This is a genomic window from Candidatus Symbiopectobacterium sp. NZEC135 (assembly GCF_025962695.1).
This window is the reverse complement of sequence record NZ_JAGFPF010000001.1, coordinates 163,155-179,295: the sequence shown is the minus strand read 5'-3', so window position 1 is coordinate 179,295 and position 16,141 is coordinate 163,155. Positions and strand designations below refer to the sequence as shown.

The window sequence follows — 16,141 nt, the reverse complement described above, 5'->3', positions numbered from 1 at the left end:
GGTACTGGTAAAGTACGGTTGTGCGAAATATTTACCCTACAGCGAGCGCAACGAGCCATGAACAGAACCACAGCGCAATGCATCAAGCGCATTATCTACGCCGTAGGCATTTTGTGTGCAGGTTTGTCCCAAATTACTGCTCAGCGGTTTTATTGCTGCTGATTCAGCAAACGCGAGTGGGGGTAATAACAGCGCGGCTGCGGCGATACTGATGGAAAATAAACGACCTGTACGAATATCCCCGGAAAATAAAGATACAATGCTATGTTTCACAGTTAGTTTCCTACTACAAAATTAAAGGAAGCCACCTTGTAACAAGGAATAGCCAAGTATTTAGGGTATATACCCGTCATACTTCAAGTTGCAGGTGCGTTGGCTGCGTTCTCTCACCCGAATCACTTACCTGAGTAAGCTCATCGGGATTCGTTCGCTTGCCGCCTTCCTGCAACTCGAATTATTTAGGGTATAGAACAATGGCGATGACGTTATTTGCGCAGGTTAATTATTATGTTGACCTTCATCCTCCGTTATTGCGGAGGATGAATAATAATTGAGAGTCTTTTTTATTATTTCAGCCGTATTATTATTTTATTAGGCGAGATTATCCATGCGTTGCCATAATTTCTCCGCGGCCTGACGCGCGTGAAAATAAATCTCCTCGACATCAAACGGGAAACACCGGTTTTCGTACACCAAATTTCCTGCCACCATCACACTGTGCACACTGGCGGAATTGAGTGCGAAAGCCAAATGCCCAGCCAGATTTTCAGCACACAGCGGCGTCGGAGAGTGATAATCGCAAATGGTTAAATCGGCCTGATAACCCGCAGCCAATGCGCCAAACGGCGCACCAAAGTTACGCTCCAGCAACAGGTTACCGTTATGCAGAAAACGCAGGAAACTGTCTGGCCACAGCGTGCCACCTGCATCGCGGTGCTTGAAGCAGGCGAATTTCAACTCTTCAAACATATCCGCACCGATACCGTCGGTTCCCAGGGCTACATGACGATACTCCGCCAGACGTGGGTTATATCCCACCTGATTGTTCATGTTGGAACGGGCGTTATGCACCAGACAAGCATCAAACTCATTGATCACCGCCACGTCCTGCGCCGAAAGAAACAGGCCGTGCGCGATCAGGCTTTTCTCGTTCAGCAATCCCGCCCGCGCCAGTCGCACCATCGGATCAACGCCGTAATGGTGATGACTGTGAGACACATCATAGCGGTCTTCCGCAACGTGAATATGCAGCCCGCGCCCTGTGCTCTGAATCGCATCGGACAACAGTTCCAGTCCGGCATCGCTCAGCGTGAACGGTGCGTGTGCACCAATGTGCGCCTCCACCAGATACGGTGTTTTGCCCGACTTCTTATCCAGATCGATACGGTGAGCAAAACGGATATTTTCTTCCACGCCGCGCCGTAATTCATCCAGCCCACCGTTGCGATCGGTGGTTTCATAGCAGGTCATGCCACGCAAGCCGGCAGTGAGAAAGCCACGGCGTAAAATATCCAGCGACCCCCCTATCAACGACGGGGAGGCATGGTGATCGATAACCGAAGTGCAACCTTGCTTAATCGCCTCCAGTGAACACACCAACCCGCTGTAATACAGTGACTCTTCATCCAGCGCGCGGTCCAGTTTCCACCACAGGTTTTTTAGCGTGGAGATAAAATCCGGGCAAGGGTCAATACGTGCCAGAATGCCACGTGCCAACCCAGAGTAAAAATGGTTATGGGCGCAGACGATGCCTGGCATCACCAGTCTGCCCTGCATCTCTTTCACTGTCGCAGCCGGATAGCGCGCCGTCAGGTTTTTTCCCACCGCGACGATCGCCGTGCCGTCAATGGCGATATCCACGCCCTCATCCACCCGAGCGGGCTCAAACTGCACCGCCGTTGCGTTACGCAAAATCAGCATGAATTACGCCTCCACCGCGCCAAGTAAATAGTGATGATGTTGATAAACCGTTGAAATAATGCGGCACATGTCGGCCAGCTCCGGTGGGGCACTGGCAATATGACCGTGCGAGTCAATCGCCAGGTGATGGATCTGCTGCTCATGGCGCACCAGAATGCCATCTTCATCCAACAGGAAACCGGGATTGCTGCTGGCAGCAAAATCCTCACGCAAATTGAAGATGGTGACTTTATCGCGATAGGGTTTACCGTCCCACGGACAGAACTGGGCACAGTTGCCGCATTCGTTGCAATAGGCATCAATATGCAGCGTTTGGAAACGGTCACGAAAACCGGGTACCGCAATGGAGATATTGGCGCGGTTAGGGCACACATCCACACACTTGGCGCACACATAGTTACACGACAGGCAACGCTGCGCTTCTTGCTGGGCAAATGCATCTTGCTCATCCGTTGCGACCAGTTGTACGTCTATCTCCCCTTTACGGCGATAGATATCCGCCGGATCGGTATTCAGCCAGCGTTTCGCCGCATGGTCGTCGCGAATATTCTCACGCAGCAAAATGGCATCCGTCGCGCGTCGCGCCGCACCGATTGCCGCCACAATGGAAGCCGGACCGCTTTGCGCATCGCCAATCAGAAACACATTATTGCGCTGTGTTTCCTGCGTTTTGCTATCCACCACTGGGATACCCTTGGCCGACAGAGGAATCCCCATCTGCGCCAGCGCCGCATAATCCGGTTCTTCCCCAACGGCGGAGATAAGGGCATCCAGATGCAGCACGTCGGTGCGCTCGGTCGCCAGCGGACGGGCCCGTCCCTGCGCATCCGGCTCGCCGGGTTGCATCACCCGTAGCGTCACGGCGCCGTCGCTATCAAACCGTTCCGGATTCACCCAAAAGCGGAATTCAACCCCGGCGTGACGCGCCGCTTCCACTTCTTCGCGCCAAGCAGGCATATCACGTTCACCGCGACGGTAGAGAATGATGACCTGCTCAACGCCAGGTACGCGCAGCGCGGCACGCGCGCAATCCATCGCCGTATTCCCCGCGCCTACCACGCCCACAGAACGCCCGAGCGCTAGCGGTTCAGCCCGATTGAAACGCCGCAGAAACTGGAATGATGACCACACTGCGCGGTTATCCCCCGCCAGTGCCACATCGCGGCTACGGTAGGCCCCAGTGCCAACACAGACATAGGAAAAGCCGCGCTGATGTAACGCATCAATCGTCAGTCCGCTGTCGCAGCCATACTCAAACTGCACGCCGTGCTGCGCGACAAAATCAATATCGTGTTGGATTTTTTCCGCCGGAATACGGAACTGCGGCACCACGTGGCGTACTACGCCACCGGCGCTCTGTTCACGCTCGAATATCGTGACCGAATGCCCCGCACGCGCCAAAAAATACCCGGTTGCCAGCCCTGCCGGACCTGCACCGATCACCGCCACCGGATGACGCTTGCCAGAACCGGTCGGTTTACACCAGCGCTGCTGATAGCCCGCCCAACCTTTTTCCAGCGCAATACGTTTGACCTCACGGATATTCAAAGCGCTGTCGTAATCCAGTCGGGTACAGTTGGACTGGCACTGGTGATCGCAAATATGACCGGTAATGGCTGGCAGCGCGTTACGCTGATAAATCAGTTCCAGCGCCTCGGTATAACGCCCCGCACCAGCCATACGCAGGTATTCGGGAATATCCTGATGGATGGCACAGGCGCTGACACAGGGGGCAACGTAACAATCGGACGGCGGCAAAACGCCACCGGCATCAATCGTCTCTTCCTGCTTCCAGGCTTTTTGGTGGTATTCCGCCGTTAACGCCGTCTGCGCCAACGTTTCTAACCGTGCGACGTCCACTGCGGTCATCGTCCAGCCCGCAGAGTTTTCAAGCTCTTGCGCACAGGCCGCCAGACGCAGGTACCCACCGGGTTTCAACAGATCGGTTGCCATGGTGATGGGATGAATGCCGGTTTCATGAATCGCACGAATATTGAGCTGACTGGCACCGCCGGAATAGGAGATGGGCAGCTTTCCATCGAAATGGCGCGATAACACTGCCGCGACGTTAATCGAGATGGGAAATAGCGCCCGCCCCGACATGTACATTTCATCGCCCGGCAAACGGTGTTTATGATTGCCGGCTCCCAACGTGTTGGTCAGTTTTACGCCGAACGCCAACCCCTGCTGGTGTGCCAGCGCCAGCAAACGTTCCAACATGCCCAATGCCCGCTCCAGCGGCAAATCGTGCAGGAAAGAGGACTCTTTTAATTGGATATAGTCAAACCCGCAACCGTCCAGAATTTCGCGAACGCGCGCATAGCCCAGCAGCGTCGGGTTCAGTTTCACAAAGGTATGCAGCCCTTTTTCTTCCAGCATGTAGCGGCAAATCGCTTCGATTTCATCGGGAGGGCAGCCGTGCATGGTCGATAAGGTCACCCCGGTAACCAACTGTGAAGGAATGCGCTCTGGCAGCGTCGCCAGTGCGGTGCGGTCGTGGAGCGCCACGCCATCGAACAGGTTATCGAGGTTAGCGATCCACTGCGCCAGCGTCTGGCGATAGCGCTGAAAGGCAGGTGAATCCGCGGCATCCATCAGAGTGGCAATAAAGGTTTGCATCGGGGCTTGTTGAATGCCTTTCAGGTCATAGCCTACGCTCATATTGAAAATAAATGAGCGGCCCTGTTCCGGCGTGCGCGGGGCAAACAGACACTCTAACAACCACAGCGCAAACCACGCTTTGAGATATTCATCGGCGGCTTTTACCAGCGTAAATTCGGTGGACCATTCGGTATTGAACCCTTCATCCTGCGCATCAATACAGGGTTTTTCCAGCTCCAGTTTGTCCAGAATCTGCACGGTTTTCAGTTCAATAAAACTGCCGCCGGTCAGCCATGCGGTAATAATATTTTGCGCCAACTGGGTATGCGGCCCTGCCGCTGGCCCCACCGGGGTGTCGCAGACTTCACCGAACACTCGCATTTGCCGAGCGGGATTGCGGCGATAGAACTGGCTCTCAGGGATGCCAAAAATAGAGCGACTTTGCTGGTATTCAGAAAACATTCTCTCCAGCAATTGCTCAAACGGAATGGGACGCATCACATCACCCACATTGCTCTCCTTTATTGGTTCTTTTTTTAAAATTAACCGAACGACATTGTTGTTGTGGTTAAAGCAATATGCAGGCCAGAAATAACCGGTCAGGGAGGGAGGCGTGGGAATAAGGCGTTATAGCGTGTTCTGCTGACCAGATGAAATACGTATGACGCGGGTGAAAGAGCGCGGTGATCGGCGTTAGCATCACGTTTTTGCAAATTAATAATCGCATTTCTCATTTTGAGAAAATAACCGAAGTTTCCCCGCGATAACCCGCGCCGTTACGCGCCCAAATAACCCCCATACGCAGGCACAGAATTTGCATTACCCCATCATCAGTCATGATTTACGCGAGGTATGCAATGGGGCTTTTTACTCAGGCTGCTGAATTAGAAAAAAACAATCGGGCTTTCGCCTTTATCCAGATCGTCGAAAGTCGGGGCTCTACACCGCGCCACAATGCCAGCATGCTGGTCGATGAGGACGGCAACAGTACGGGAACCATCGGCGGCGGGATGATGGAACGGCTGGTGCTGGAACAAGCAAAAGAGGCGTTAGCGCAAGGGCAATCCCGCGTATTCAGCGGACGCATGGCACGTCAGGGCGAAGGTGCCGTTGGCTCAGACTGCGGCGGTGCCATGAAAATACACATCGCCGTGCAGCCCCGCCGACCACAGTTGATTCTGCTGGGTGCGGGCCACGTGAACCGCGCCATCGCCGTGGTGGCTGCGCCACTCGGCTTCGAGATTGCACTGATGGATACCTGGAAAGAGAATCTGGATCATCCGGATCTCCCGCCAGCCAGCCGTAAATTACTGGTTGAGAGTTTCACTGCCGGTATCCAACAACTGACACTGGACGATAACTGCTATGTGGTGATCGCCACCAACCATCAGGATAGAGAAGCGTTGGAACACACCATCGGCAACCCGGTGCGTTACCTTGGCTTGCTAGCCAGCCGCAGAAAGATCCAGACCTTTCGTGCCGAGCTTGAGAAGCAGGGTGTCGATGCTGCTGACATCGCTGCACTGCGATCGCCGATTGGGCTGGATATCGGGGCGGAAACCCCGGAGGAGATCGCCATCAGCGTGATAGCGGAAATTCTTCAGGTGAAAAGTGGTGCCAGCGCGGTATCACTCCAGTCCACCACGCTGGCTGTCGTATCAAAATAGTGTCTTCACCCACTCGGCGTTAAACGGCTTGCGGCGCAGAAAGCGCCCATGCCCGGCGCGGCCGGTGAACACCCCCTCGCGCCACACCACCTCACCACGACTCAAGGTCATGATCGGCCAACCCTGACATACCATACCCTCGTAAGGGGAGTAGTCGCCGTTATCATGCATCTCATCGTGCCGCAGCGTGACGCGCCGCTGCGGATCGAACAGCACCAAATCGGCATCGGCACCGGGCATCAGGTTACCTTTCTGCGGCCACAGGCCAAACAATTGCGCCGGACGTGTGCTGGTCAATGCGACAAACTGCTCAGGACGAATTCGCCCTGTCGACACACCGTGCGAATAGAGTAATGCCAGTCTATTTTCCACGCCTGGCAACCCGTTCGGACAACGGCTGAAATCTCCACCGGAGAGCATGTGGCGTTGATGCAGTGAAAAATTACAGTGATCGGTCGCCAGCGTGGCGATACTGCCCTCTGCTATCCCTTGCCACAGCGCGGCCTGCTCTTCCTGTCCGCGCAACGGCGGGCTGAGGATGTATTTCATCCCATCAGGGTCATGGTAACGTTGTTCATCCAGCAGCAGGTATTGTGGACAAGTTTCAGCCCATACCGGCTGCCCGCCGCGCTGCGCCAGACGGATATAATCCAGCCCCAACGCGTTGGACAGGTGAACGATATACAGCGGTGCGTTATCGGCGAGCGACGCCAGATTAATCATGCGCGCGATCGCCTCCGCCTCGCAGGCGACGGGGCGGCTCAATGCATGATAAATCGGCGACGTGTTCCCCTGTTGCACAAAGGCATCGCGACGCCATCTAATCGCCGCATCATTTTCCGGATGTACCGTGGTTAACGCACCGACCTGATGCAGCCGCTGCAAGGCCTGCAACACCGCCGCATCATCCAGTTTGTACTGATAGGTCAGGTAGAGTTTGAAACTGCTGATCCCTTCTTGCTCTACCATCGACGCCATTTCATCCAGAATAGCATCGTCGACATGCTGCACCACGCCGTGAAAGCTGTAATCGATCGCCGCCTGCCCCTCGGCATAAGCGTGATAGCAGCCCAATTGATGATGCAGGTTGCATCCCGCCGGGCCAAAGCCCATATGATCGACAATGGTGGTGGTACCGCCGCACGCCGCCGCACGGGTGCCGGAAAAAAAATCATCGCAGCTGCGGCCAATACCGACATCGATATTGAAATGGGTGTGTACATCAATACCGCCAGGCATCACCTGATACCCGGTTGCATCAATCACCTCCATATCGGGCGTGATGGCGATAGTGGGCCCTCGCTGTACGATCCGCCCCTGTTCGATCAGCAGATCTTCATGATACTGCCCCTGATGATCGATCAACGTGCCGCCTTTGAGTAAGCGCTGCATAACATTCTCCTGCATCAAGTTGAAGAGGGTTAATCCATCAAGGGGCGGCCTTCCCATACCACTTCCCGGTAGTGCTGTCGGTCGGTATCGCCTTCAGAACTGACCACCAGCACGCAGGAAGACGCATCCAACCCCAACTGCGCCAACAGCGCTTCTCGATCCGGACTATGCAGTATCGCCGCCAAGACCCCCATGCCGACAGCGCCCGACTCACCGGAAACGATGCGCGCATCCTGCCCAAGCGGATTGCCCAGCACTCGCATACCCAGCGCGGTGATGCGGTCTTCACAGGAGATAAACTGACGGGAGCAATCTCGCAGGCGCGGCCACCCCAACGGATTGGGTTCACCGCAGGCCAACCCCACCATCATGGTGTCCATCGCACCGCCAACAGCGACAATCTCTCCTTGCTGCGCGGAGCGGAACAAGCAGTCAGCGCGATCCGGCTCGACAATCACCGCATGCAATTTATCTGCGCCATAACAATTCACCAGATAATCGAGCACACCCGCCGCCATCGCGCCCACGCCAGCCTGAAGAAAAACGTGCGTCGGTGTCGGCCAGTCGTTCTCGGCAACCTGTTCTACCGCTTCTACCGCCAGCGTCGCATAACCTTGCATTATCCAGGCGGGGATTTTTTCGTAACCTGGCCAGGCGGTGTCCTGCACCACTTCCCAGCCCTTTTCTTGCGCGGTTTGCATGGTCAGGCGCACAGTATCGTCATAGTTCATGTCAGTGACGATACATTCCGCCCCCAGCCCGGTGATGTGTGCGACACGCTCCGCAGATGCCCCTTTGGGCATATAAACCACCGCCCGTTGCCCTAACGCTTTGGCCGCCCAGGCAACGCCTCGGCCGTGGTTGCCGTCCGTGGTGGTGGCAAAGGTAATGCTTTCCGGCAGCGCCGCGCGGCCTTGCTCAAACGAAAAATCCGCCAGAGAGAAGTGGTATTTCTCGCACACGCAGCGGGCGATGGCATAGGCACCGCCGAGAATTTTGAAGGCGTTGAGCCCGAAACGTTGAGATTCATCTTTCACCAGCACCTTCCCTACGCCCAATTCAGCCGCGAACGCCGTCAGCGAGTGCAGCGGCGTCGGGCGATACCCTGGCATCCGTTGATGAAAGCTGCGTGCCTGTTCCGCCTGTTCCCGGCTGAACAGTGCTGCGCCGTGCGGCGTAAAGTGAGCGTTATCGGCAATCTGCATCCGTAGTGAAAACGTTGACATGTTGGCTTCCTGATTTTGATTAAATGATTCACCCATAGCTATTCCATATCCATGTTTCAATATCTGTGCCAGTTTGTAGTTGCAGCACCCAGTGCAATGTCGAATAATCAAAAACAGGAAAAAAAGGCATGTTCACACCGCATGGCGTGCCGGAAGCCGTGCCGTTTCCCACGCCGTTCTGCCTTAACGGGCACCATCAGGCCTGACTGTCGCAATGCGACAGACGAGCCGGTGATGCCTTTTCTCAAAATGAGAAACTGCCGCGAGGCGCTTTACCCGATACAAGAGCGTAGCCCATGACCAGCCAGACCCTGTCTCTGATGCACATCCAGCCCACCATTCGGCATTTCACCCAGATGCTCAGTCAGGTACTGCGGCTGGAAGTGGAGATCGTTGACAACCGGTTGCTGCGCGTGGCTGGCAGTGGCCCCTACCGTAACCGCATCGGCCAACCATCAGACAACACCCGCCTGTTGCAATACGTCATTGATAACAAGCAAGAGAAAGCGGTCATTCATTCACAGCACGATCCGATTTGTCAGGGTTGTGGTCAGTACGGCAACTGCGGCGAGTTGGCGTTTCTTGGCCTGCCGGTGATGCACGGCGAGCGCTGTCTGGGCGTCATCAGCCTTGCCGCCGTCAATGCAGAACAGCAGCAGCGATTGCAGGACAATATCACGGTATTTTCCGATTACGTCCGGCATATCGCTTCACTGCTGATTGCTAACCTGACGAAAAATCCTACCGCCAATGATGGCATGGATGTGCTGTTCACCACGCTCATCAACAGCATGGATCAGGGGATTCTGGTGCTGGATGAGCATGGCATTATGACGTTTGCCAATCAGAATGCGCTGACGCTGCTCAACGCCCGCTGGGAAACCCTTGCCAACACGCCGGTCACCATCCGTCCGTTGGTGGCCAGCAAAGATTTCGCCAACGGCAATGCACAGCATGTGATCGCCTTTGCCGCCCAGCAGGAAGTGGTGATCGGGCAGCATCATAACGGTAACAACCGGCAGTTATTCCTGTTTGCTTTCCACCAATCCGAGCGCCCCGCGCCGATCAATGAGGCGGACAGCGAACCGCGTATCGGCCAGTTTATCGGCAATGCGCCTGCGGTACAGGTGTTGAAACAGCACATCGCGCGTTTTGCCGATAGCCCATCCAGCATCATGATCACCGGTGAGAGCGGCAGCGGTAAAGAGGTGCTGGCGCGCTCCATTCATCAGGTGGGACGGCGTAGCATGCGCCCTTTTATTGCCATCAACTGTGCGGCGATCCCTGAGCATCTGCTGGAGAGTGAACTGTTCGGCTATGTCAAAGGCGCCTTTACCGGTGCCGCCCCGAATGGCAAGGCGGGGCTGATTCAGTCCGCCCATCTCGGCACCTTATTTCTCGATGAGATTGGCGATATGCCATTAACGTTGCAGGCCAAGCTGCTGCGAGTACTCGAAACGCGTGAAGTGATGCCGCTGGGGGCCAGCAAGCCGGTGGCGGTGGATATCCGCATTATTTCTGCCACCCACCAAAATTTGACGCGCGCGATCGAAGAGGGAAACTTTCGCGAGGATCTCTACTACCGACTGAAGGTGATACCGGTTGAGATCCCACCGTTGCGCGAGCGCACGGCGGATATCGAACTGCTGGTGCACCACTTTCTCAATCTGCACACGCGCCGTATTGGCAGCACCTACCCTGGCGTGAGCCGTGAGGTGATGGCCTTGCTGCGAGATTATCGCTGGCCGGGCAATGTGCGTGAATTGAGCAATCTGGTGGAGTATCTGGTGAACATTGTGCCCAATGGTGAGGTGATTGACCCGACGCTATTACCACCACACTTTCATCGTGCAACCACCACCATGTTGCCCGCAGTGGAAACCGTAGCAGCGACCACGTCTGCCGTGCCCCCGAGCCTGAAACAGCTGGAGCACCAGCGCATTATCGAGGCATTAGGTCGTGGCGTGAGCAAAGCACAACTGGCGCAAGAGTTGGAGATCAGCGTGGCGACACTGTACCGCAAAATCAAAAAAATACGGGCTACGTGATAGTCACTAGCCCGTTCTCATCGTTAACGCCGTCGGAGCAACTGCTGATACTGTTCCGGCGTGTCCATGTCCCAATGAATCGCTCCATCCGATACTAACACCCGCCGTTGACCGTGGCAGGCAATCAGCGTTTTCATCGACGTCTGATTATCCGCTACCAGCACCGCATCGCGCATGGCGGGTGGCAGCAATACCGGGTGCCCTTTGCCTTGAGCGTATTCTGGAATCAGACAGGTCGCATCGCGCTGTTGCCACAGTGTGCGATAAACCGCCCCGCTGACAGCAGGCATATCCCCTAACGCCAGAAAGAAATGCCCGCCGCCGAGCGCCGCCGCACCACAGCGAATGGAGGAGAACATCCCCTCGGTAAAGTCTTCGTTGTGGCACAGCGTGATGCGCCCATGATCGCCATAGCGCCAGTTCAATTCGGCACCGCGAAAACCCGTCACCAGCACCACGCGATCGCAAAAGGAGAGCGCCGCCGCCAGCGCGCTGTCAAGCACCGTTCCCTCTCCCCAGGGCAGCATCATTTTCCACTGCCCCATGCGGCTGGAGAGTCCGGCCGCCAGCATCAGACAAACTTTCTCACTCATGCCGTCAATTCCACAAGCATCACGGTGCCAACACCGCTTTGATTGAGGTGATAATCGGCTGATAGCCCGTACAGCGGCACAGATTGCCCTCCAGCGCCTCGCGAATTTCTTCATCATTCGGCTGCGGGTTGGCATCCAGCAAGGCTTTGGCGCTGATCAACACGCCGGGCGTACAAAAGCCGCACTGCACGCCACCATGGCGAATGAAGGCGTTCTGTAGTTTTACGCCGACAGGGTCTTGATGCAGTGCCTCCACCGTAGTGATTTCAGCGCCATCACACTGTGCAACCAGCAGCAGACAGGAGCACACCGCACGCCCGTTCATGATGATCGAGCAGGCACCACACTCACCAACGGAACAGCCTTCTTTGGTGCCAGTCAACCGACGATCTTCACGCAGGTAATCCAGCAGGCGCGTATTGTCATTCACCGTGGCCCGCACCCGAATGCCGTTAATCTTCATTTCTACATCAATCATCTGTTACTCCTGCTGCGCCAGTTCTGTCATCACCTGACGGAACATGTCGAGATAAACCGGGATTTTGTAAGGTGCCGACCATCGACCACCAATCGCGTCGGTGACCAGTGTTTCCAATACCGCGGCGGCATTATCAATCACCGCTGGTGTCGGCGCGTGCCCCAACAGCGTCTGTTCGACCGCCGTCAAACGCTGTGGCTTGCCAAACACGGCGCCATCGACCAAACGACACAGTTCGATGTTCCCGTATGCATCCAGCCGAAACAGCGCGGTGAGGCTTTGGCGCGTGATATTCACGGCAGTACGCCGCCCCAATTGCAGATAAAACGGGCGCAGCACGCCTGCCGGAGGTGGCGGCAGGATAATGCGGGTGAGTAATTCACCGGGTTGTAGCTGGGTGCGATAGCCGCCAGTGATAAAGGATTCCAGCGGGACACGACGACGTTCACTGGCAGTACGCAACTCCACCTCCGCACCGTAAACCATCAGCGGCGGCACCGAATCCGCACAGGGTGCGGCATTGACGATATTGCCGCCAACGGTCGCCCGGTTGCGCAGTTGTAACGAGCCAACGGTGCGACAGGCGGTCACCAGCAGCGGGTAATGGCGCTGCAACCGTTCATCGCTGACCAGATCGGTAAAGCAGGTGCCGGCACCGATAGCAAGGGCGTCACCTTCAGCATGGATTCCGCGCAATTCGCGCAAGCCGGAAATATTCACCAGCCGCACCGGCGTGGTTTTTAAACGCGCCTGCACCAGCACATCGGTCCCGCCAGCCAGCACCTGCGTGCCGGGTTGCGCCAACAGCGCTAGCGCCTGATCGAGGCTGGCAGGCTGACTCACCTCAAGGGTATTGAGACGCAGCACCTGCTTACGCTCACCATCATGGGCTTGCACTTCACTCTGGCGCGCCGGTTTTTTCAGGTTGTAGCCCAGCCGTACCTGTTCCAGCGTCAACGGTAACGTGCGATTCCAACGGCCAATGGCGAAACTGACCGCATTATTGAGCGCGGCACCGCCCAGTTCCAGCACCGGTTCACCAATCACCTTGGCACCGTAAGGCCCGGCCTTATCGTGGTTTTCCACCGCAATGACATTAATGTTGGGGACATCGCGAATCGTCGGCAACAGGTAGGTGTCGAAGTTCTCGGACTTCACCTCCCCGTTTTCGATATTAAAATCTTCCAGCATGCCGTAGCCGATCATCCCTTGCACCACGCCGCCGTATACCTGCCCTTCGAACCCCACGCGGTTCACCACCTTGCCCACGTCGTGTACCGCAGTGATATCCAACAGCGTGATTTTTCCGGTACGGGTATCCACCGCCACATCCGCCACCTGGCACCCATATACCCAGGTAAAATAGGGGCTGCCGCAGCCTTTTTCCTCATCCCAGTGAATGGAGGGCGCAACATGCCAGCCATACGCGGAAAGATTGGCACCGGTTGCCTTGGTGAGCGTTACCACCTGAGCGAAATCCATGAAACGTGTCAGATCAGCACGGTTAAACACCTTGCCATCGCGCCACATCAGGGAGTCCACTCCGCTGGCCCCCAGTTGCGCGGCAACGGCATCCGCCATGCGCTGTTTGATCTTGCTGGCGGCATTGAGCACCGCTTGCCCCCCCATCAGCGTGCCGCGCGAGGCAACGGTCGAACCGCCGTCAGCTATCATCGCCGTCGCCGGATCGGTAAAGGTTATCCATGAGAGCGGCAGGCCGAAGGCTTCCGCTGCAATCATCGACATCGTGGTTTGCAGACCCTGACCATTTTCAGAAACCGCCGTGGAGATATTGACGCTGCCATCAGCATTGACCTGAATCAGCGCGGATGACGCATCCAGCCCTTCCGCACCGAGCGAACATCCGCGGTGGCTTAACGCCAGACCGATGCCGTATTTGATCGGCCCGCCCTGTGCATTCAATTGCTGATAGCGTTCGCGTTTTGCCATAAATTCGACGCTGTTAGCCGCTTTTTCCAGCACTTCTTCGGCAGATACCGTGTGTTCGCTGAACACCTGTCCCGCCATGCTGGTATCCCCTTGTTGCAGGATATTACGCTGACGCAATTCAAGCGGTGACAGGCCAAGCACTGCCGCCACTTCATCCATCAGCGACTCGTTCGCCAGAATCACTTGCGGCGCACCAAAACCACGAAACGCCGAGGTGTAGTTGTTGTTGGTGTACACCCCTGTGACATCGACGCGCACGTTAGGAATGCGGTACGGCCCCGCAGCCTGCACCGAACTGCGCCAGGTGACAAACGGCGTTTGCCCGGCGTAGCTGCCGCCATCCGCCAGCACCTCAATCTTAATGGCTTGAATACGCGCCTCGTCGTCCAGACCGATTTTGTATTTCATCTTGTACGGGTGGCGTTTATAGCTCTCCCGCATCGATTGTTCACGGTTGTAGGTAAATTTGACCGGCCTGCCCGTTAAGTGACACAACAGCGCCGCACGGCACGCCAGATGGTCGATGATGTCATCTTTACCGCCAAACGAACCGCCAACGATCGCGCGCTTGATGTTGACGCGCGCTTGCGGCAAACCGAGGTACTTCGCCACAAAACCGCGCACACGGTGCGCATTCTGTACCGATCCTGACAGCGTCATGATCTGCTCGTTATCGTCGATCCAGGCAATGATCGACTCTGGCTCAATGTAAGCGTGCTCCTGATACCCCACCTCATATTCCCGTTCGAAAATATGGCTGGAGGCCGCGAACCCCGCGTCAATGTCGCCTTTGATGGTATGGTGGTGATTGATCACATTGCTGGCGCTGCCCGGGTGAATCAGCCGGGCATCCGGTTTTAATGCGTCTTCTACCCGAGTGATTGGCTCAAACGGCGTGTAACGCACGCTGATTTTATCCGCAGCCTGACAGGCCGCTTCGTAACTTTCCGCCGCAATCACCGCAATCACATCGCCACGAAACGCAATATTCTCATTTACCAGCGGCGGATAGTCGGCCATCACTACGCCGATGTGGCTTTCGCCGGGTACATCTCGCCAGGTGGCGATTTTCACCACGCCCGGCACCTGTAATGCGGCGTCGAGATCGATGTCCTCCACCCGCCCAGCGGCGATATCCGCATAGCGGCACACGCCGTACAGCATGTCTTTCAGGACGATATCATCACCGTACACCGCGCTGCCCTTGACCTTGGCCAAACCATCCACGCGCGGCACTTCATGGCCGACCACTTGCATTTCCATCACATCTTTCTCTTCTGCTGCCATGGTTAACCTCATTGGTGACGCGGACTGCCATCGGCCAGCAATGCCTCGCCCTTGAGCGCAGTAATCGGACCGTAGGCGTTGGGCTGGCGATGCACATCAAAGTTGAACGTGGTGCGCTTGTAGATCTGACAGAAATCGAGATCGCAATGGGCTATCGCCACTTCATCGCCTTTGGTCACACAGCTGGCAACCACTTCACCCGATGGCGCAATGATGCAGCTCCCGCCAATGTGTTCGACGCCCTCTTCGGTTCCCGCTTTCGCCACCCCCACCACCCAGGTGCCATTCTGATAAGCACCAGCCTGCATAGAGAGCTGGTTATGAAACAGTGACAGATCGTCATGCTCTGGCGCGGGCGCATTGTGCACCGGCGTGTTGTAGCCGATCAGCACCATTTCCACGCCTTGTAGCCCCATCACGCGATAGGTTTCACACCAGCGACGGTCATTACAAATCGCCATGCCGACCCGGCCGCCAAAAGCGTTAAACACCGAGAATTCCGTTCCCGGCGTAAAATAGCGCTTCTCCAGATGCTGAAACGCACGCCAGGGTTCGTGCTCCCGGTGACCCGGTAAGTGCACTTTGTGGTATTTGCCGACGATAACGCCGTTTTTATCCACCAATATGGAGGTGTTAAACCGCCGTTTTTCGCCCTGTTCCACGCTCAGTTCGGCGTAGCCCAGACAAAAGCCCACTTGCAATTCACGCGCCAAATCGAACAACGGCTGCGTCTCGGCACCCGGCATCGCCGCCTCGCACCAGCTATCCAATTGGGACTCATCTTCGATATACCAGCGCGGAAAAAATGTGGTGAGCGCCAACTCGGGATACACGATCAGATCCGCACCCAGTTGGTGCGCCTCGCGCATCAGGTTCATCAAGCGTGCCACCACGGCAGCACGGGAATCTTCTTTATTGACCGGCCCTAACTGACCGATAGCGACATTGACATAACGCGCCATGTAATTTTTCTCCTGTA

The 16,141-nt window shown here is 56.2% G+C and carries 11 protein-coding genes; 2 read left to right on the top strand and 9 right to left on the bottom strand.

Features of this window, described 5'->3' with window-relative positions:
• Window positions 1–36: 36 nt before the first annotated feature.
• The 3 genes from J5224_RS00730 to ygfK all read right to left on the bottom strand — a co-directional run bounded on the left by J5224_RS00730 (window position 37) and on the right by ygfK (window position 5,031).
• On the bottom strand, window positions 37–273 hold the full coding sequence (locus J5224_RS00730) for a hypothetical protein (RefSeq protein WP_264623526.1): 237 nt from the start codon (window positions 271–273) through the stop codon (window positions 37–39).
• Window positions 274–591: 318 nt separating this feature from the next.
• Window positions 592–1,920, bottom strand: a complete 1,329-nt coding sequence (gene ssnA / locus J5224_RS00725) for a putative aminohydrolase SsnA (RefSeq protein WP_264623525.1) — start codon at window positions 1,918–1,920, stop codon at window positions 592–594.
• Window positions 1,921–1,923: 3 nt separating this feature from the next.
• Window positions 1,924–5,031 carry a putative selenate reductase subunit YgfK gene (gene ygfK / locus J5224_RS00720; RefSeq protein ID WP_264623524.1) on the bottom strand — a complete coding sequence of 1,036 codons (3,108 nt, stop codon included), beginning with the start codon at window positions 5,029–5,031 and terminating at the stop codon, window positions 1,924–1,926.
• Between the two features lie 347 nt (window positions 5,032–5,378).
• On the opposite strand from ygfK, the gene J5224_RS00715 reads away from it, so the two are divergent.
• A complete protein-coding gene (locus J5224_RS00715; RefSeq protein ID WP_264623523.1) occupies window positions 5,379–6,188 on the top strand; it encodes an XdhC family protein in 810 nt (269 codons plus the stop codon).
• On the opposite strand, the gene hydA is transcribed toward J5224_RS00715, so the two are convergent.
• Both hydA and dpaL read right to left on the bottom strand, forming a co-directional pair.
• The gene (gene hydA / locus J5224_RS00710; protein ID WP_264623522.1) at window positions 6,180–7,580 is read right to left on the bottom strand and encodes a dihydropyrimidinase; all 1,401 of its coding nucleotides are present in this window, start codon (window positions 7,578–7,580) and stop codon (window positions 6,180–6,182) included. The genes J5224_RS00715 and hydA overlap by 9 nt on opposite strands.
• Window positions 7,581–7,609: 29 nt before the next feature.
• On the bottom strand, window positions 7,610–8,806 hold the full coding sequence (gene dpaL, locus J5224_RS00705; RefSeq protein WP_264623521.1) for a diaminopropionate ammonia-lyase: 1,197 nt from the start codon (window positions 8,804–8,806) through the stop codon (window positions 7,610–7,612).
• Between the two features lie 296 nt (window positions 8,807–9,102).
• Between dpaL and J5224_RS00700 the strand changes: the two genes are divergently transcribed.
• Window positions 9,103–10,854: a sigma-54 interaction domain-containing protein gene (locus J5224_RS00700; RefSeq protein ID WP_264623520.1), complete on the top strand. Its 1,752-nt coding sequence runs from the start codon at window positions 9,103–9,105 to the stop codon at window positions 10,852–10,854.
• Between the two features lie 23 nt (window positions 10,855–10,877).
• Here J5224_RS00700 and J5224_RS00695 read toward each other — a convergent pair whose 3' ends face one another.
• The 4 genes from J5224_RS00695 to J5224_RS00680 are packed head-to-tail and all read right to left on the bottom strand — an operon-like array spanning window position 10,878 to window position 16,124.
• A complete protein-coding gene (locus J5224_RS00695; RefSeq protein ID WP_264623519.1) occupies window positions 10,878–11,447 on the bottom strand; it encodes an NTP transferase domain-containing protein in 570 nt (189 codons plus the stop codon).
• A 19-nt stretch (window positions 11,448–11,466) separates the two neighbouring features.
• On the bottom strand, window positions 11,467–11,925 hold the full coding sequence (locus tag J5224_RS00690; RefSeq protein WP_264623518.1) for a (2Fe-2S)-binding protein: 459 nt from the start codon (window positions 11,923–11,925) through the stop codon (window positions 11,467–11,469).
• 3 nt (window positions 11,926–11,928) lie between these two features.
• Window positions 11,929–15,138, bottom strand: a complete 3,210-nt coding sequence (locus J5224_RS00685; protein WP_264623675.1) for a molybdopterin cofactor-binding domain-containing protein — start codon at window positions 15,136–15,138, stop codon at window positions 11,929–11,931.
• A 32-nt stretch (window positions 15,139–15,170) separates the two neighbouring features.
• Window positions 15,171–16,124, bottom strand: coding sequence for an N-carbamoyl-D-amino-acid hydrolase (locus tag J5224_RS00680; protein WP_264623517.1), 954 nt, complete (start codon window positions 16,122–16,124; stop codon window positions 15,171–15,173).
• Window positions 16,125–16,141: the final 17 nt, after the last annotated feature.

Excerpts from the sequence above, each read along its gene's own strand:
- ssnA (WP_264623525.1), bottom strand. The coding sequence starts at position 1,920 with ATGCTGATTTTGCGTAACGCAACGGCGGTGCAGTTTGAGCCCGCTCGG.
- J5224_RS00715 (WP_264623523.1), top strand. The coding sequence starts at position 5,379 with ATGGGGCTTTTTACTCAGGCTGCTGAATTAGAAAAAAACAATCGGGCT.
- hydA (WP_264623522.1), bottom strand. The coding sequence starts at position 7,580 with ATGCAGCGCTTACTCAAAGGCGGCACGTTGATCGATCATCAGGGGCAG.
- dpaL (WP_264623521.1), bottom strand. The coding sequence starts at position 8,806 with ATGTCAACGTTTTCACTACGGATGCAGATTGCCGATAACGCTCACTTT.
- J5224_RS00700 (WP_264623520.1), top strand. The coding sequence starts at position 9,103 with ATGACCAGCCAGACCCTGTCTCTGATGCACATCCAGCCCACCATTCGG.
- J5224_RS00695 (WP_264623519.1), bottom strand. The coding sequence starts at position 11,447 with ATGAGTGAGAAAGTTTGTCTGATGCTGGCGGCCGGACTCTCCAGCCGC.
- J5224_RS00690 (WP_264623518.1), bottom strand. The coding sequence starts at position 11,925 with ATGATTGATGTAGAAATGAAGATTAACGGCATTCGGGTGCGGGCCACG.
- J5224_RS00685 (WP_264623675.1), bottom strand. The coding sequence starts at position 15,138 with ATGGAAATGCAAGTGGTCGGCCATGAAGTGCCGCGCGTGGATGGTTTG.
- J5224_RS00680 (WP_264623517.1), bottom strand. The coding sequence starts at position 16,124 with ATGGCGCGTTATGTCAATGTCGCTATCGGTCAGTTAGGGCCGGTCAAT.